At 46.9% G+C, this 17,831-nt stretch carries 16 protein-coding genes and 1 pseudogene; 7 read left to right on the forward strand and 10 right to left on the reverse strand.

Translation table 11 applies throughout. The features are described from left to right. The first annotated feature begins 10 nt into the window (after nucleotides 1-10). Complete coding sequence (locus QM717_RS10580; RefSeq protein ID WP_415037440.1) at nucleotides 11-736, forward strand: RNA methyltransferase; 726 nt, start codon at nucleotides 11-13, stop codon at nucleotides 734-736. Nucleotides 737-800: 64 nt separating this feature from the next. Here the strand turns inward: QM717_RS10580 and QM717_RS10585 are convergent, their stop codons facing one another. Next, nucleotides 801-1,511: a porin family protein gene (locus QM717_RS10585; protein ID WP_415037441.1), complete on the reverse strand. Its 711-nt coding sequence runs from the start codon at nucleotides 1,509-1,511 to the stop codon at nucleotides 801-803. Between the two features lies 1 nt (nucleotide 1,512). After that, nucleotides 1,513-2,244 (reverse strand): bifunctional demethylmenaquinone methyltransferase/2-methoxy-6-polyprenyl-1,4-benzoquinol methylase UbiE, encoded by a 732-nt coding sequence (ubiE, locus tag QM717_RS10590; RefSeq protein ID WP_415037442.1) that lies wholly within the window; start codon nucleotides 2,242-2,244, stop codon nucleotides 1,513-1,515. Nucleotides 2,245-2,480: 236 nt separating this feature from the next. On the opposite strand from ubiE, the gene QM717_RS10595 reads away from it, so the two are divergent. Then, complete coding sequence (locus QM717_RS10595; protein ID WP_415037443.1) at nucleotides 2,481-2,792, forward strand: hypothetical protein; 312 nt, start codon at nucleotides 2,481-2,483, stop codon at nucleotides 2,790-2,792. Between the two features lie 65 nt (nucleotides 2,793-2,857). Here the strand turns inward: QM717_RS10595 and QM717_RS10600 are convergent, their stop codons facing one another. Next, nucleotides 2,858-3,337 (reverse strand): dihydrofolate reductase, encoded by a 480-nt coding sequence (locus QM717_RS10600; protein ID WP_415037444.1) that lies wholly within the window; start codon nucleotides 3,335-3,337, stop codon nucleotides 2,858-2,860. A 3-nt stretch (nucleotides 3,338-3,340) separates the two neighbouring features. Beyond that, on the reverse strand, nucleotides 3,341-3,673 hold the full coding sequence (locus tag QM717_RS10605; RefSeq protein WP_415037445.1) for a 2TM domain-containing protein: 333 nt from the start codon (nucleotides 3,671-3,673) through the stop codon (nucleotides 3,341-3,343). Nucleotides 3,674-3,912: 239 nt separating this feature from the next. Between QM717_RS10605 and QM717_RS10610 the strand changes: the two genes are divergently transcribed. Next, nucleotides 3,913-4,209 (forward strand): isoamylase early set domain-containing protein, encoded by a 297-nt coding sequence (locus QM717_RS10610; protein WP_415037446.1) that lies wholly within the window; start codon nucleotides 3,913-3,915, stop codon nucleotides 4,207-4,209. A gap of 49 nt (nucleotides 4,210-4,258) precedes the next feature. On the opposite strand, the gene QM717_RS10615 is transcribed toward QM717_RS10610, so the two are convergent. The 6 genes from QM717_RS10615 to QM717_RS10640 form a co-directional block, all read right to left on the reverse strand. Next, nucleotides 4,259-5,224 carry a toxin-antitoxin system YwqK family antitoxin gene (locus tag QM717_RS10615; protein ID WP_415037447.1) on the reverse strand — a complete coding sequence of 322 codons (966 nt, stop codon included), beginning with the start codon at nucleotides 5,222-5,224 and terminating at the stop codon, nucleotides 4,259-4,261. Nucleotides 5,225-5,274: 50 nt separating this feature from the next. After that, the gene (locus QM717_RS10620) at nucleotides 5,275-6,219 is read right to left on the reverse strand and encodes an energy transducer TonB (protein ID WP_415037448.1); all 945 of its coding nucleotides are present in this window, start codon (nucleotides 6,217-6,219) and stop codon (nucleotides 5,275-5,277) included. Nucleotides 6,220-6,225: 6 nt separating this feature from the next. After that, nucleotides 6,226-7,050, reverse strand: a complete 825-nt coding sequence (locus QM717_RS10625) for a thymidylate synthase (RefSeq protein WP_415037449.1) — start codon at nucleotides 7,048-7,050, stop codon at nucleotides 6,226-6,228. 427 nt (nucleotides 7,051-7,477) lie between these two features. Continuing rightward, on the reverse strand, nucleotides 7,478-8,104 hold the full coding sequence (locus tag QM717_RS10630) for a bifunctional nuclease domain-containing protein (protein WP_415037450.1): 627 nt from the start codon (nucleotides 8,102-8,104) through the stop codon (nucleotides 7,478-7,480). A 335-nt stretch (nucleotides 8,105-8,439) separates the two neighbouring features. Beyond that, a complete protein-coding gene (locus QM717_RS10635; RefSeq protein WP_415037451.1) occupies nucleotides 8,440-9,405 on the reverse strand; it encodes an electron transfer flavoprotein subunit alpha/FixB family protein in 966 nt (321 codons plus the stop codon). 190 nt (nucleotides 9,406-9,595) lie between these two features. Next, the gene (locus QM717_RS10640; RefSeq protein WP_415037452.1) at nucleotides 9,596-10,342 is read right to left on the reverse strand and encodes an electron transfer flavoprotein subunit beta/FixA family protein; all 747 of its coding nucleotides are present in this window, start codon (nucleotides 10,340-10,342) and stop codon (nucleotides 9,596-9,598) included. Nucleotides 10,343-10,619: 277 nt separating this feature from the next. Here QM717_RS10640 and QM717_RS10645 point away from each other — a divergent pair. The 4 genes and pseudogenes from QM717_RS10645 to QM717_RS10660 all read left to right on the forward strand — a co-directional run bounded on the left by QM717_RS10645 (nucleotide 10,620) and on the right by QM717_RS10660 (nucleotide 17,726). Next, nucleotides 10,620-11,601 (forward strand): annotated as a pseudogene (locus QM717_RS10645) (pyruvate dehydrogenase complex E1 component subunit beta). A 139-nt stretch (nucleotides 11,602-11,740) separates the two neighbouring features. Further along, the gene (locus QM717_RS10650; protein WP_415037453.1) at nucleotides 11,741-14,233 is read left to right on the forward strand and encodes a DUF5686 family protein; all 2,493 of its coding nucleotides are present in this window, start codon (nucleotides 11,741-11,743) and stop codon (nucleotides 14,231-14,233) included. A 348-nt stretch (nucleotides 14,234-14,581) separates the two neighbouring features. After that, nucleotides 14,582-15,190: a DNA-3-methyladenine glycosylase family protein gene (locus QM717_RS10655; protein WP_415037454.1), complete on the forward strand. Its 609-nt coding sequence runs from the start codon at nucleotides 14,582-14,584 to the stop codon at nucleotides 15,188-15,190. 94 nt (nucleotides 15,191-15,284) lie between these two features. After that, nucleotides 15,285-17,726, forward strand: coding sequence for a sodium-translocating pyrophosphatase (locus QM717_RS10660; RefSeq protein ID WP_415037455.1), 2,442 nt, complete (start codon nucleotides 15,285-15,287; stop codon nucleotides 17,724-17,726). The last annotated feature ends 105 nt before the right edge of the window (nucleotides 17,727-17,831 follow it).

Below are 17,831 nucleotides of genomic sequence, written 5' to 3' on the forward strand. Positions count from 1 at the left end.
CATTATTTCTATGGTTAGTAAAAACCAAATAAAGCTAATAACGGCTTTGCAGCAAAAAAAGTTCCGGCAGGCAAACGAATTGTTTTTTGCCGAAGGCGCGAAAGTCATCGGCGAGTTGCTGCAATCCGATTTTGAATTGTACCATTTGTATGAAACTGCCGATGTGTTTCCCGAAGTATCGGCTTCCATAAAGTCGCGCATCAGCGAAAGCGAACTCAACAAAATCAGCGCGCTCAGTACGGCCAACAACTGCCTGGCGGTTTTCAAGATTCCAAAGCAAAAACCATTGGTAGAAAAAGGACTCATCGTGGCGCTCGACGACATCCGCGATCCCGGCAATTTAGGGACGATTTTGCGTTTGTGCGATTGGTTCGGGGTGGAACAATTGGTGTGTTCGCCCGAGACCGTCGATATTTTCAACCCCAAGGTCGTGCAGGCGACAATGGGCTCGATCGCGCGGGTTTCGATCCATTACATAGATTTGAAACCGATTCTCGAAAACACCAAGCTGCCTGTTTTTGGAACATTCATGGATGGGAAAAACATCTATTCCGAAAAATTGCCCCCTGAAGGCATTGTCATCTTTGGCAACGAAGCCAACGGGATTTCGTATGAAATTGAACAAACCGTCAAGAATAGGATCGCCATTCCGCGTTTTGGGAAGTTACAGCAAACAGAAAGCTTGAATGTGGCGACAGCGACGGCGATTGTGCTCAGCGAATTCCGGAGATCCTAAAAATAAGCCACGAATTCACGAATTAAAATATTACATTTTAAAAATTCGTGGCTTACTTACTTTATTAGTGGAACGCGAAGTTGATCAACACCGCACGCGTCTTCATCGACTTGACGTTGCCGGTCCACGGACTGTTCGGGTCGTTGTCCGGGATCAATTCGTTGCCCAGGCCAAAAACGCCGCGGATCGACGGTGAAAACTTGAAGTACTCCAAATACAGATCTACCCCAAAACCGAGTTCATAGTTCTTGGTCCATTGCTGTACGCGGAAACGGCCTTGTTTGTTGTCGTCGAGCGATTTGGAGTTGCTCGATAAGTTGAGTGTCGTGGAAACGCCGCCCGTCAAGTAGGGACGCACGTTTCCGGTGCGCAAGGCCGAAAACTTGAGCAACAACGGGAAATGGATGTAAGTCGCCCCGACTTCGCGCTGGGCATCGGCCTGGCGGCTGAAACCGGCAAAAGTCAGGTTGCGCTGGGTATAATACAATCCGGGTTCAAAACGCAAATGCACGTATTCCTGCAAACGCAAATCGCCGATGAGACCGACGTTGAATCCGGTAGTGCGGTCGACCAGGATGTCTGGGGCGACGGTTTTGTAATCGAATTTGTAATCGTAAAAATTGAATCCGAGGAAATAACCCCAATGCACACGTTGCTTGTCGAAATTCTCGAGGTTGATCAACGGGTCCTTGCTGAAAATGCGCATCGGGTTGTTGCGCTGTGCGTGGACGGTCAGGGCGAGGCACAAGCCCATTAAAAGGAGTATATTCTTCATATTATTTCTTCGAGGCAGCATAAATCGTGGCCACGCCAAAAGTCTGCGGCATGGCAACCACGTCTATAAACCCAATTTTTCGTAAAATATTGTTCAACGCCTCGCCAAAAGGAAAAACCGATGCCGATTCCGACAGGTAACCATAAGCCGACTGGTCTTTCGAAAACAGTTTACCGATCAGCGGCAGGATGAATTTGGTGTAAAAAACGTAGCCTTGCTTGAATGGAAATTTCGTTGGGTTGGACGTTTCCAAAATCACAAAAATACCGCCCGGTTTCAAAACGCGCAGGATTTCGGCGAGCCCGACTTCAAGGTGTTCAAAATTGCGGACACCGAATGCCACAGTAATGGCATCGAAGGTATTGTCTTCGAAGGGCATGTTTTCGGAGTCGGCGAGTAGCAGTTCGATTTTGTGGGACAATTTTTTTTCCTCGATTTTTTTGCGGCCCACCTCGAGCATGCCCGCAGAAATGTCGAGTCCGATGATTTTTTGGGCCGAGGTCTGCGCCATCAAAATCGCGAGGTCTCCGGTTCCGGTGGCAATGTCGAGGATGGTTTTGGGATTTTTATCCGAAACGAGCTTCAAAACCTTCTTGCGCCACTTGACATCCACACCAAAAGAAATGACGCGATTGAGTCCGTCGTAATTGCCCGAAATGGTGTCAAACATTTGGGCGACTTGCTCTTTTTTGCTCAGTGACGACGTTTTATATGGAGTGACGTTTTTTGACATTTTGGATTTTCGACAAATATAGTACAAAGAAAAGGAATAGGAAACGACTTTATGTTTTTTGAAAATCCTTTGTTTTCAAGTGGTTTGACAGGCACTCGCAAAATGCCACTAACCAAATTTAGTGAGCCGCTAACCAAATTTAGTGAGGAAAAAAATATACCAAAAAGTGGGTATTGTGCAGCTTGAACCACCAATGTAATTTTACACTCATCAATCAATCACTAAATTTTTGTAAGATGTTATCAAGAATCGTAGCAGCCGAAGTCAAGTGGATCATACTGGCATTTGTGATTTCACTAATTCTTGTAAGCAGTGTCAATAGTACGATCTTTTCAAGTGAGACTAGTGGCGTGGTTAAACAAACCTTCTTTGGGTTAAATTTGTTTATGGAAATTTTAGTTTTTTTTATCTTTAGTACCTTTGTGGTATTTGGTATTAAAGGTTTTTTTGAGATGTATTCTCAAAAAACGGCCAACTTCATCATCTTCATCACTGGAGTCATCATGACGGTTGCCATTTTTATTTTAACTTACCAGATACTGTTTTAAAGAGCCGGCTGCTTTTGATAACATTACAAGTTTAGTTTAGAACATCCGCGTCCTGCGGATGTTTTTTATTTACGGCGGTAGGTTTCGAAAGTAAAAGCCCAGGCGTGTTTGTCGTCGATCGCGTGCGGTTCTTCCCGGACGAGTTTCCATTGGTCTGTAATCTCAGGAAAAAAGGCATCGGCTTCAAAGCTCGCATAGACGCGCGTGATTTCGAGTTGGTCGGCCAGCGGCAAGGCGAGTTGGTAGATTTCGCCGCCGCCAATGACAAAACCGTCTTCGCCTTCGGGAATCAATTCGATGGCTTCCTCGATCGAATGCACCACAATCGTATTTTCGGGATGGTAATCCTTTTGGCGTGTCACAATGATGTGTGTGCGGTTGGGCAGCATACCGGGTAGGCTTTCAAAGGTTTTGCGGCCCATAATAATATGGTGTCCGGTCGTCAGCCGCTTGAATCGTTTGAAATCGTCGGGCAAATGCCATATCATTCGGTTGTCTTTTCCGAGTCCGTTGTTGAGCGCTACCGCTGCTATGAGGATGATCATGTGTTATTTTTTGAGGTCGTCTTCCAGTTTGTTTTCGAGTGCCTTGATGCGGTTCTGCTGTCGTGCGATGAGCCGTTCGATTTGTTGCCGTTCCCAATTCTTGTTCATGAAACGGTTGGTGATGTAGACGTTGATGAAATGCAAAATGAAGATAAAAACCCAAGCGCTGATGCCCAATTTGTACCATTGGTGTGGCTCGCCGATGTGCATGAAATGATTCGCGGCAAACATCGCGAGGCTGCCCAGAACCAAAACCACAAAATGATAATACAGGTATTTTTTCTGTAAGATCCTTTTGCGTGCGTATTCGTATTGTTCGTGTTGTTCGAGTTCCATAAGCGACAAATTTGCGTTTTAAAGATAAAATTTATTTTGAAAATAGCCTATGGGCAGTTGCGGATAATTTACTCCGGCAACGATTTCCTTTTCCAATATCGAAATATAAATTGCTTAAAATTAATGATATAAAAAAAATATAACAGCCTTAGTGTTATTTTTCTAATTCTACAAAGCGGCCTAATTTCTTTGGTTTGAAATGACGTACTTTGCTGCATAAATCTAACAATGAAATAGTTATGGCGATCAAGAAACAATTTGTAAAGACAAAACCGGTTTGCAAAGTAACTTTTAGCGTGGAGGCAAAAGAAGCAAACGCAGCGGCCGTAGTGGGCGATTTCAACAACTGGGATCCCAAAGCGGGCGAATTGGGAAAATTGAAAAACGGAACTTTCAAAGGGACGTTTGACATCGACAAAGAAGCCTCTTACGAATTCAGATACATCATCGATGGTACTTTCGTCAACGAGCCCGAGGCCGATTCGTTCCAATGGAATGATTTTGCCGGTGCCGAAAACAGCGTGCTGGCTTTGTAAAAAGTACTTTAGCATCCTCATAAAGAATCCGCTCCTTGGGCGGATTTTTTTATTGGAGCCTTACATAGATGGGGATGATCATCGAAACTTCCGATTTTATGCCGCGCGAAACCGCCGGCTCCCAGTTGCCATAACTGGCAATGAAACTGATGATCTGTCTTTTGAGGTTGCTGTTGACGTGTTGCAACACGGTAATGTTCTTGGGTTTTCCCGAAGGTTCAATGACGATGCCTACAGGAACCGCGCTGAAGAATTGGTCCATTTTGCCTTTTTGGTGGTGCCTCATTTTGGTTTCGAGATGGTTGTAAAGTCCATCGAGCCCGTTGACCGGATGTGCAGGAATGTAGATTTTTTTATAAGGGTGTTTTTGCCCGATCGAATCGGTTGAGACGCCCGAAACGAGTTCCCCGTTGTTGTAAATCTCGGTAAAAGTAAAGGCGTCTTTGTAATCGGTGCCCCACCATTCGCCGTGCTTGAAGCCATTGTAGAGTTCGCCTTCCGAAGCTGAGGTTTCGTCTTCGTCCTGAAAATGTCCTTTGCCGTCTACCACGCGTTGAATGGCAATACGCGACCAAAATTGCTCCACTTTAAGTACGGGATATTCTTTGCTTTTTAATTGGACAAATTCACATTGTGCTTTTTTGCTTCCGTTTTCATACCAAAAATAGCATTTCCCGACGGGCTGGTCGTCTTCGTAGCTGATTTGCGACTCCAGTTTGCCATTCTCGTAATAGGTCATGAAGACGCCCGTTTTGACCATCTGGTATTTGTCCGAGAAGGTGCCCACTAATTTTCGTTGTCCCGATTTGTAGTAGTCGAATACCACACAGGCTTTTCCTTGGCTGAAAAAGTTTTTGAGCACGCGGGTGTAGTCATAGTGTTCTTCACTCGCCAGACGTCCCACCGTATCGAGGTACATTACATAGTCGTTTTCTTCCTGTGCCTTTGCTGTGTTGGGAATCAGCAGGCAATACAGTGCAAAATAGCCGAAATGGAGCAACAAAAATTTTACCATGTCAATGCGATTTAGGAACGCCGGGCCCATTTTGCTTGAGCCGATCGAAGTTAATCGGGGGTTACAATATTGATGGGAATCGAATACAGTATGCGCATTTTCCGTCCCCTGACTTTGCCCGGTTTCCATGCCAGGCTTTCCGACACCACGCGCGTAGCTTCATTGTCGGCCGCTTCGCCCATGCTTTTGACGATTCGGATGTCGCCAACCGAACCATCTTTCTCGATCACAAAGCTAATGACCAATTTGCCATTGAGTCCGCGCACCTCGGGAATGCGGAAATTCTTTTGGACGTATTTGGGAAAGGCGATGATGCCACCAGGATATTCTGCTTGTTCTTCGATGGAGGTGTAAAAATATTGTCCGTCTTGGTCGACGCTGGTACCGGATACCAGTTTGCCGTCCTTGTATTTTTCGACATACGTATACTTGAAATTCTCGCTGCCCGCCCACAAGCTGTCTTTGACACCATTTTTGACGCTGCCCTCGTCGCAGCCTTTGTCGTGGACGATCACGCAATAACCGTGGCCATCCTTTACTTTGATCTGGTTGTTGCTGTCCCAAAACTGGTTGATTTTGAGCATCGACTCCTTGACCGAACGTTTTATCCCTTCGCTTTCGATTGGAATATATTCGCCTTCCATTTCGGGATTGCCGTTTTGGTGCCAGGTCGTGTAGGCACCGGTAAGGGCGCCGTCTTCATAACTGGAAATCGATTTTTTATTGCCGTTTTCGTAATACTTGGTCAACTGGCCAACCGGGGATTGCTTGTTGTTGCTGGTGGAATAACATTGGGAGTAAATGTTTCCCGATTTGTAATAATCGACCATGTGGTAGGTCAATTGTTTTTTGTGGTAGTCGGTTACGATGCGATAAAAATGGTGACGGTCTTCGGTGGTTTCTGCAAATGTAGAGTCGAGGTAAATTTTCCGGTCACTGGTATTTTGTGCCGAAACGCTCCAAGCAAGTAGCAAAAAGAAGACAATTTTTTTCATAGCAAATTAAACCGCCACGGCGCCCTTAATATGGGGATGCGGATCGTAATCGACCAAAGTGAAATCTTCAAAAGTAAAATCGAAAATAGTCTTGATTTCCGGATTCAAAATCATTTTGGGCAACGGACGCGGATCGCGCGACAACTGCAATTCGAGTTGCTCGATGTGGTTGTTGTAAATGTGCGCATCGCCAAAAGTGTGGATGAAATCGCCCGGCTGCAAACCGCAAACCTGTGCGATCATCATCGTGAGTAGCGCATATGAAGCGATGTTGAACGGTACGCCCAAAAAGATGTCGGCGCTGCGTTGGTACAACTGGCACGACAATTTACCGTCGGCGACATAGAATTGGAAGAACGCATGGCAGGGCGGAAGCGCGACTTTACCGTTGGCCACGTTCTCGGCGAACGATTTCGAAGTGTCGGGCAAAACCGAAGGATTCCAGGCCGAAACGAGCATGCGTCGGCTGTTCGGGTTGGTCTTGAGCGTCTCGATGATTTCAGTGATCTGGTCGATTTCCTCCGAATTCCAGTTGCGCCATTGGTGGCCGTACACCGGACCGAGTTCGCCATTTTCGTTGGCCCATTCGTCCCAGATCTTGACGCCGTTCTCGTTGAGGTAGCCGATGTTGGTGTCGCCTTTCAAAAACCACAACAATTCATAGATGATCGATTTCAAATGGAGCTTCTTGGTCGTGACCATCGGAAAACCTTCGGACAAATCGAAACGCATCTGGTAACCGAAAACGCTTTTGGTTCCGGTGCCGGTACGGTCGCCTTTCTGGGTTCCGGTTTCGAGGACGTGCTTTACTAGATCGAGGTATTGTTTCATTTGGGTTAATCGTTTATTTGTTGAATCGTTGAATCGTTGAATCGTTGAATCGTTGAATCGTTGAATCGTTGAATCGTTGAATCGTTGAATCGTTGAATCGTTGAATCGTTGAATCGTTGAATCGTTGAATCGTTGAATCGTTGAATCGTTGAATCGTAATACAGATGCGAATGTATTTAATTTGTTTGTTAAAAAAGCGATTTTGGGAATGCAGATTTCCATCGTTTTTCAACAATTGGAATGGGGAGCGGATGCGTGAAGGATGGAAGCAAGGTGCCGTGCACCGCGAACAGCCTGACAGCGCCGGAGCCTGCGCAGGCGGTGGCACGCCCCAAAATGTTTAACTGTTTTTATTGTTGAATCGTTTAATCGAATTATTTTGGCGGATACCGGTTAAACGATTAACCGATTCCACGATTAAACTTTGTTATGCTTCGCGCTTCGAAATTTCATCGCGGATTTTCGCGGCCTTCTCGTAATCCTCGTCGTTGACGGCGCCTTCCAATAATTCGTGCAATTCCGACAAACTGTGTTTGGTGTAGGTTTCGCCGGCTTGGTTGCTTTCTTCCATGCCGAAAGTTTCGGGATTCGACAATACGTCGTCCATCGCCTCGGGGTTCTTGTCGGTATCGGTAGGATTGGCCTTGAGGTAAATCCCGGCCTTGTCGAGGATGTTCTTGTAAGTGAAAATAGGAGCCGCAAAACGCAACGCGAGCGCAATCGCATCGGAAGTACGCGCGTCGATGATTTCCTCAATCTTGTCGCGTTCGCAGATGATGCTCGAATAAAACACCCCGTCGACCAATTTATGGATGATGACCTGCTTGACGACAATGTCGAAACGGTCGGCGAAATTCTTGAACAAATCGTGCGTGAGCGGACGCGGTGGCTTGATTTCCTTTTCGAGTGCAATCGCTATGGATTGGGCCTCGAAAGCACCGATGACGATCGGGAGTTTGCGTTCCCCGTCGACTTCATTCAAAATTAAGGCATACGCCCCGTTCTGGGTCTGGCTGTACGAAATGCCTTTGATCGTTAATTTTACTAAACTCATACTGCAAAAATACAATCTCTAATTGAAAGTAAAATGTTTTGTCTAAAAATTAAGTTTTCGGATTGATGTTGGATGACAATGGTTGTTGAAATTCAACTTTAACAAAAAGTACAGATTTTCTATAACTAACTGTAGCTTTTGTTTTGTAGGGGTATAACTTCATTGCCCCCTTCCCTAAAGCGAAGCTAACATTATTTGCAGTATACCAATTACAGAAAAACTGCCGATTTTGCCTTCACCCGAAACATTGCCCAATCCCAAAACCCCAAAAAACAAAAAAGGCTATCCGAACTTTCCATCCAGATAGCCCTTAAGGCAAATATTACAAAAAAATATTAATTGTTTGCCTTAAATTCTTTTAATTTTTGCGTGAGCTTAGGAACAATGTCGAAAGCATCGCCTACGATCCCGTAATCGGCTACCTTAAAGAAAGGCGCGTCGGCATCGCTGTTGATGACTACTTTTACCTTCGACGAGTTGATCCCGGCAATGTGCTGGATCGCTCCTGAAATACCCACGGCGATGTACAAATTCGTCGCTACTGGTTTTCCAGTCTGTCCAACGTGTTCGCTGTGCGGTCTCCAACCCAAATCGGATACCGGTTTCGAGCAGGCCGTAGCCGCGCCCAAAACACCCGCCAATTCCTCGAGCATGCCCCAGTTCTCCGGGCCTTTCATGCCGCGTCCGCCAGAAACGACCACTTCTGCATCGGCGATGGTTACTTTTCCGGTGGTTTTGTCAACCGATTCGGTCTTCACGCCAAAATCGGCATCGTTCAAGCTTGGAGCAAAATCTTCCGCAGCCGCAGCACCGTTGTTTTCAAAAACACCGTAAGAGTTTTTCGCAAGCGCGATGACTTTTACCTCGGTGTTGATCTCCGTAATGTTGAACGCCTTGTTCGAAAACGCGTTTCTTTTGACCTGGAAAGGCGATGTGCTCACCGGCAATCCGACCACGTTCGAAGCGAAACCGGCGTTCAAGCCAACGGCCACGAGTGGCGCGAGGTACAAACTGTCGGTCGTCGATGACAACAAAACGAGTTTGGTGCCTTCTTTCTCTGCGGCTTGTTTGATCACATCGGCATAAGCCTTTGCGGTAAATCCGTTCAATTTGTCGCTGGACACTTTCAATACTTTATCCACGCCGTATTTTCCGAGTTCGGAAACATCTCCGGCATTGATGGTTACCGCCGTTACGGTCGTTCCCATCGATTCGGCTACTTTTTTTCCGTAGGCGGCGAGTTCAAACGCCACTTTCTTGAATTTTCCTTCGGCCGATTCTGCATATATTAAGATAGACATATTTTTTCTGTTTAATCGTTTATTGTTTAATCGTTTAATCGATGTTTTGGGCGTTTCCCTTCGGGCAGTCGGCTTATCAGCCTCGTGTCCCTTCGGGTCGGGCTTTTCGTTGCAATCTTTTACGGCCTTCGCTGCGCTGCGGCCGCAAAAGGATTTCCACTGCAATCCCTAACGCGGGCATCGTCCAAATTTAGATAACTTTCGCTTCGTTGTGCAACGCATTCACCAATCCGTCGATGTCGTCTGCGCTGAACAATTTCACCGCCGATTTCGGGGCCGGTTTCTCGAATTTCACCGCTTTGGTTTCGGCGTTCGTTGCAGCCGGCTCCACGATGTTGAGTGCTTTGGTTCTTGCGGTCATGATGCCACGCATGTTCGGGATGCGCAAATCTTTCTCCTCGACCAAACCTTTCTGTCCACCGATGATCAGAGGCAACGAAGTCGTCACGGTTTCTTTTCCACCGTCGATTTCACGTACCGCCTTGGCGCTTGTGCCTTCCACCGTCAAGCCGATGCAGCCGTTGACGAAGTTACAGCCCAGGATTCCGGCAATCATGCCCGGAACCATACCGCCGTTGTAGTCGAGTGATTCTTTTCCGGCGATGACCAGGTCGTAACCGCCGTTCTTGACCACGTCGGCCAATTGTTTGGCTACGGCAAAACCGTCGGTTGGGTTCGCGTTGACACGGATCGCTTCGTTCGCACCGATGGCGAGTGCTTTTCTCAAGGTCGGTTCGGTATCAGGGCCGCCCACATTTACTACGGTGACGTGTGCGCCTTGTTGCTCTTGGAACCAGATGGCTCTGGTCAAACCGAATTCGTCGTTCGGGTTGATCACGAATTGCACGCCGTTGGTGTCGAATTCGGAGTCGCCGTTGGTAAAATTGATTTTGGAAGTAGTATCAGGCACATGGCTGATGCAAACTAATATTTTCATTTTTTAGGATTTAAAAAAGAGTTTTCAGGCGCGAAAGTATGAAATAATTTTGAATAAAAGTATTATGCATGCATAATATTTTAACCATTTCAATCGATTTCGTGCGTGGTTTTTAGCCCCGATTGAAACGGAAATCCTTTTTGCGTAGTCCCGAAGCGTCGGGACGGAGCGAAAAGATTGCAGTGAAAAGCGGGATTCAGCTCCTTAAAAAAGATAAAATCACGACTATAATTTCTTTTTTAATTCCTATTTTTGCGTTTCAAAATTTGATACAGATATGAGAACGATACAATTCAGGGAAGCGATTGCCGAGGCGATGAGCGAAGAAATGCGCCGCGACGAATCGGTTTATTTAATGGGCGAGGAAGTCGCTGAATACAACGGGGCGTACAAGGCTTCGAAGGGAATGCTTGACGAATTCGGTCCGAAACGCGTCATCGATACGCCGATCGCGGAACTTGGATTTGCGGGAATCGCCGTAGGTTCGGCCATGAATGGCAACCGCCCGATTGTGGAGTTCATGACGTTCAACTTCTCCTTGGTAGGTATCGACCAGATCATCAACAACGCGGCGAAAATGCGCCAGATGTCGGCCGGACAATTCCCGATGCCGATGGTGTTCCGCGGCCCGACGGCTTCTGCCGGACAATTGGGTGCGACGCACTCGCAGGCGTTTGAGAACTGGTATGCGAACACGCCGGGACTCAAAGTGGTTGTTCCGTCTACACCGTATGATGCAAAAGGCTTGTTGAAGTCGGCTATCCGTGACAACGATCCGGTAATCTTTATGGAGTCGGAGCAGATGTATGGCGACAAGGGTGAGGTGCCTGATGGCGAATACACGTTGCCACTCGGTGTCGCCGATATCAAGCACGAAGGAAAAGACGTAACCGTTGTTTCATTCGGAAAAATCATCAAGGAAGCGTTAATCGCTGCCGAGGAATTGGCCAAGGAAAATATTTCGGTCGAAGTGATCGATTTGCGCACCGTGCGTCCGATGGATTACGATGCGATCATCAACTCGGTCAAGAAAACCAACCGATTGGTGGTGCTCGAAAGAAGCTTGGCCGTTTGCAAGTGTCGCTTCGGAAATCACCTATATGGTGCAGGAGCGCGCCTTCGACTACCTCGATGCACCGATCCAACGCATCACCACTGCCGATACACCGGCGCCGTATTCTCCGACCTTGCTCAAAGAATGGTTGCCGAATGCGCAGGATGTGATTAAGGCGGTGAAGAAAGTGATGTATAAAAAATAATTAGAAAATGAAGCAATTAGAGAATTTGCCAATTGTTTGATTTTTTAATCTTCTAATTGTCACATTTTCTAATTTTCTAATTACCGAAATAACTATATTTGAAACTTCATCACAAAAATGGTGAAGTTTTTTTGTCTCTATGAATAACCGATTGCCGTTAGCGCTGCTTTTTTTCTTTGCGTTTGCCGTTGCTGCCTGGTCGCAAACCAAGGTCAGCGGGATCGTGCTCGACGACACCAATCTTCCGGTGCCGTATGCCAACGTGGTGTTCAAAGGGTCGAATCAGGGTATCGTGACCAATGAGGATGGTCGTTTTTATATCGAATCCGATAAAACCTATACCGCTTTGATCGTTTCGTTCGTTGGGTTTGAAACCAAGGAAGTGCCGTTGCCGAAAGCGGTCAACTACGATTTTACCGTCAAGCTCGGCGGCGGGCAAAAGCTCAAGGAAGTCGTGGTCTATGCCGGGAAAACGTCGAAAAAGGACAATCCGGCGCTCGAAATCCTGCGCAAAATCTGGGCGCGCAAACGCAAAAATGGGTTGTACATGTTCAACCAGTACCAGATGGAGAAATACGAGAAGGTGGAATTCGACATGAACTCGATCGACTCGGCCTTTATGAAAAACAGGATTTTCAAGGGCATGGAATTCATCTTCAACCAGGTCGATACTTCCGATGTGACGGGGAAAACCTACCTGCCGATTTTCATCAACGAAGCGCTCTCGAATGTATACGGCGACAACGTACTCAAAAAAGTCAAGGAAATCCTCAAGGCCAACAAGAATTCGGGTTTCAGCCAAAACCAACAGATCATCGCGTTCATCAAGGATTTGTATTCCGATTATGACATCTACAACAATTACCTGACGTTTTTCGACAAAGGTTTTACGAGCCCGCTCTCGCGTACCGGAATTGACGTCTACAATTACGTGTTGACCGATACGGCCTACATTGACAACAAATGGTGCTACAACATCGTGTTCTATCCGAGGCGCAAGAACGAACTCACTTTCAAGGGCGATTTTTGGGTCAATGACACGACCTTTGCGATCAAGCGCATCAATATGGCGGTGACCAAAAGCGCCAACATCAATTGGGTCAAGGACATTTACATCGAACAGGAATTTGAGGTTTTGAACGATTCGGTGTTCCTGCTCACGAAAGATTACATGATGAGTGATTTCGCGCTCAACAAACGCGAAAAGTCGAAAGGCGTTTATGGCAAACGAACCACCTTTTACCGCAACCACAAGTTCAACCGGCAAAAACCCGAGGACTTTTACAAACCCGAAGTCAATTATGTCGATGAATCGGCTTACCTCAAATCGGATGAATTCTGGGAACAGAATCGTTTCGAGAAACTGAGTAAGGACGAAGCCGGCGTCTACAAGATGCTCGATACGCTCAAGACGGTCAGGAAATTCCAGCGCCTGTACAATTATGTGTCGATTTTGGGCAGCGGCTATGTCGAAATCCCATCGCTCAAGCTCGATTACGGGCCGATATTTTCGACTTTCGGGTACAATGAAGTCGAAGGCTACCGCATCCGCGCGGGCGGGCGGACCTATTTCGGGCCGAACGATTCGTGGCGTCTGCAAGGCTATACGGCTTATGGTTTTGACGACAACAAATTCAAATACGGCATTTCCGGAAAATGGATGATCGATAAAAAATCGCGACTGATTATTTCGGGCGGCAATCGGCGCGACATCGAACAGATTGGCGCGAGCTTGACTACGACGAATGATGTTTTGGGCAGAAGTTTCGCTTCCTCCTCGTTGTTTTCTTCGGGCAGCAACGGCAAACTCACCAACATCAACCTCTCGACTTTCGGGATTGAGATCGAGCCGTGGAAGAATTTGGTTTTCGGGACGCAGTTTTCCTACCGCACGCTCGAATCGGCTTCACCTACGTTCCGTCTCGATTATTACACCGACGACACCCATACGACCACACGCCCCGACGTCAAGCAATTCGAGGCTGCCGTCCAACTCGATTACACACCGGGCAGGAAAACAGTCGGTTATGGTGTGGAGCGCAGCGAAGTCGACAATCCGTATACGCGCATTTTTGTCAATTATGCCGCGGGTTACAAAGGCATCGCCGACAGTGATTTCGATTACCAGAAAGTGCAATTGTACTACAAACAGCCGTGGTTGATCGGGCCGATCGGAAGAAGTAATTTCATTGTCGAACTCGGGAAAACCTTTGGTACCGTGCCGCTCGGACTCATGAGCATCGTGCCTGGAAACCAAACCTATTTTACGATCGAGAACACGTTCAGCAACCTCAATTTCTACGAATTTGTCGCCGACGAGTACGCTACTTTTCAATGGGAGCACAATTTCCACGGCAAAATTTTCGCGCGCGTACCGGGTCTGCGCAAGCTCAATTGGCGGGAGATTATTGGTATCCGTGGTGTTTTTGGCGATGTCTCCCAAGCGAACAAGGACATCAATGCTTCGGGCTTGGTTTACCGGACGCCAAGAGATGGTTATTGGGAATACAGCGCCGGAATCGGCAACATTTTCAAGGTGTTTCGCATCGATTTCTCTTGGCGTGGCAGTTATTTGAACATGCCTGATGCGCAGAAATTTGCGGTGAAGGGTTCGTTTGGGTTTTATTTCTAAGGAGCTTTTTGCTTCGCTCGTGTGTCGTTTTCAAGCGAACTATAAATTTTCAATTACCAACAAAGGTTCTTTGTGAGGCTGCGCGATTTAATTGTGGCAGGCGGGTACCTGCAATTTGAAATGGCCGTAAAAATTAAAAGCTGTTTGAGCGCAGCGAGTTCTTTTAATTTCGGCCTTAAAAATTAGCAGGTCGCCGAACGATTGCGCGCAAGGCATTTTTGTTACTTTTGTTGCCAGACAAAAGTAGGCCCTCGCGGCAGCGATAGCCCCGATAGAGCCGGTATCCTTTTGCAGAGTTTACGAAGCAAAAGATAAAGGCGAAAGCGGGAATAGCTCCTAAAAACAAATATGAAAGAAGCAATCGATTTCCTTTCGGAAAAGGAAAAAATCTTCCAAACCATCATCGAAACATTCGGTGTGCCGAACATTCCGTCGCGCCCTCAAGGTTTCCAGACCTTAGTATTGCTTATTTTGGAGCAACAGGTTTCGATTGATTCGGCCAAGGCGACCTTCAATAAAATCAAGATGCAATTTCCTGAAATGCTGCCCGAACAATTGGCAGGCGTTTCGGTAGAAGATTTTCGTGCACTCGGTGTGAGCCGTCAGAAAGCGAATTATATTTCGGGTCTGGCCCAGGCGGTTATCGACAAAACCATCGATTTGGAAAGCCTACCGCACAAACCCGCCGAAGTCGTCCGTGAAGAATTGATCCAACTCAAAGGCATCGGCAACTGGACCATTGATATTTACTTGATGTTTTGTCTGCAATCGCCCGATATCATTCCGCTCGGCGATATTGCGGTGGTCAATACGATCAAGGAATTGCTCGACATCCATACCAGGGAAGACATGGAAACCCTGGCGCAAAACTGGGCACCCTACCGCTCGATGGCCACTTATCTTTTGTGGCATCATTACCTGAACAAGCGCAACCGCAAAATTGATTATTCGCTTTAAAATCAGGCGCAAACAATTTCACTTTCAATAGTTGTTTTTTGTTAATGTTTTGTTACTTTTGCAGGCGATTAAAATAAGAACAAAAATTACTTTTATGGGATCAATGATGATTTACGTGCCGATAGTAATGGCATTAATAGGTTTGCTCTTTATGGCAGCCAAAAGAGCCTGGGTTTTGAAACAAGACGCCGGCGACGGTAAGATGAAAGAAATTTCAGATTACATCTACGAAGGTGCATTGGCCTTCCTCAAAGCAGAATATCGTTTATTGGCCATTTTCGTCGTATTGGCGAGCGTGGTGTTGGCCGGAATTACTTTCGTGCCGGGCGTCAAGACCCATTTATTGATTGTGATCGCGTTTATTTTCGGTGCCATTTTCTCGGCTTTGGCAGGGAATATGGGGATGAAAATCGCGACCAAAACGAATGTTAGAACAACCCAAGCGGCCCGTACGAGCTTGCCACAGGCGTTGAAAGTTTCTTTCGGCGGTGGAACCGTAATGGGATTGGGTGTTGCCGGTTTGGCCGTTTTGGGCTTGACCGCTTTCTTCATTTTCTTCTTCAACTTCTTTATGGGCGGTGTTTGGACCAACGGCGAAGACATGACCGTCGTACTCGAAACATTGGCTGGTTTCTCTCTCGGAGCGGAATCGATCGCTTTGTTTGCGCGTGTAGGCGGTGGTATTTATACCAAAGCGGCCGACGTTGGTGCTGACCTCGTAGGTAAAGTAGAAGCGGGTATTCCAGAGGATGATCCGCGTAACCCTGCTACAATCGCCGATAACGTTGGGGATAACGTAGGTGACGTGGCCGGTATGGGTGCCGATTTGTTCGGATCTTATGTGGCTACGGTTTTGGCTGCGATGGTTCTCGGAAATTATGTTATTAAAGATATGGGTGGAAAAATCGACGACATCTTCGGTGGAATCGGTCCAATCTTGTTGCCGATGGCAATCGCCGGTTTCGGAATTTTATTTTCGATCATCGGAACGATGCTCGTGAAAATCTCCTCTAACGACGCCAAAGAAAAACAAGTACAAGGTGCACTCAACGTTGGAAACTGGGTTTCTATCGTATTGACTGCGATTTCTTGTTTTGTTCTCGTTAAATACATGTTGCCTGAAACGATGAAGATGGAATTCTTCGGTGAAGGTTTGCAAGACATTTCTTCGATGCGCGTATTCTATGCGACCATCGTAGGTTTAGTCGTAGGCGGTGTCATTTCATCGGTTACGGAATATTATACAGGTTTGGGTACGAAGCCGGTCTTGGCGATTGTACAAAAATCTTCAACTGGTGCCGGAACCAACGTAATTGCTGGTTTGGCTACAGGTATGATCTCGACTTTCCCAACGGTATTGTTGTTCGCCGGTGCGATCTGGGCGTCTTACGCTTTCGCCGGTTTCTACGGTGTGGCTTTGGCGGCTTCTGCGATGATGGCAACTACTGCGATGCAGTTGGCGATCGATGCATTCGGACCAATTTCGGATAACGCAGGTGGTATCGCTGAAATGAGCGAATTGCCAAAAGAAGTTCGTACAAGAACCGACATCTTGGATTCAGTGGGTAACACAACCGCTGCAACCGGAAAAGGTTTCGCGATTGCTTCTGCAGCGTTGACTTCATTGGCATTGTTCGCGGCTTACGTAACGTTTACAGGCATCGACGGAATCAACATTTTCAAGGCTCCGGTTTTGGCGATGTTGTTCGTAGGAGGTATGATTCCGGTGGTGTTCTCGGCTTTGGCCATGAACTCGGTTGGTAAGGCTGCGATGGACATGGTGTACGAAGTACGTCGCCAGTTCAAGGAAATTCCAGGTATCATGGAAGGAACAGGTCGTCCGGAATACGGAAAATGTGTAGAGATTTCAACCAAAGCGGCTTTGCGCGAAATGATGTTGCCGGGTGTACTCACCATCGGTTTCCCGATTGCTATCGTTTTGTTGCCGATGTTGCTCGGATACGACAATTTGTTGATTGCTGAAATGCTCGGGGGTTACATGGCCGGTGTTACCGTTTCTGGTGTACTTTGGGCGGTGTTCCAAAACAACGCGGGTGGATCTTGGGACAACGCCAAGAAATCTTTCGAGGCAGGTGTCATGATCAACGGCGAAATGACTTACAAAGGTTCGGATGCGCACAAAGCGGCTGTAACCGGAGATACCGTTGGAGATCCATTCAAAGATACTTCAGGTCCGTCGATGAACATCTTGATCAAATTGTCTTGTTTGATCGGACTCGTTATCGCACCAATCTTGGGTAACGGAAGCCACACTGTAAAAGACGGTCACGCGATGGCTACTTGTTGTTCAGCCGAAGGCAAATGTACGTCAATGACCAAAGAAGAGTGTGTGGCCAAAGGTTGCACCAACCCAACTTGCGAACACATGGCTGCCGCTACTGCTGTCGTAAAAGAAGAAGTTTCCAAAAGCATCATGGTCGACAAAACCAATGTAGATGGAAAAGTGAAGGCAAACGTTTCGATCAATACCAACGGTAAAGAAGAGAAATTCACTTTCGAAAGGAACCGAGGCTGAAGTTCAAGCCAAAATCGATTCGATAAAATAAGAATAATCTTTCGATAATATTTGGAAAAGCCCCGCTATTCGCGGGGTTTTTTTATTTAACACGCGGCGGTTCCA

It is taken from the genome of Flavobacterium sp. (assembly GCF_047602195.1).
Taxonomy (GTDB): Bacteria; Bacteroidota; Bacteroidia; order Flavobacteriales; family Flavobacteriaceae; genus Flavobacterium.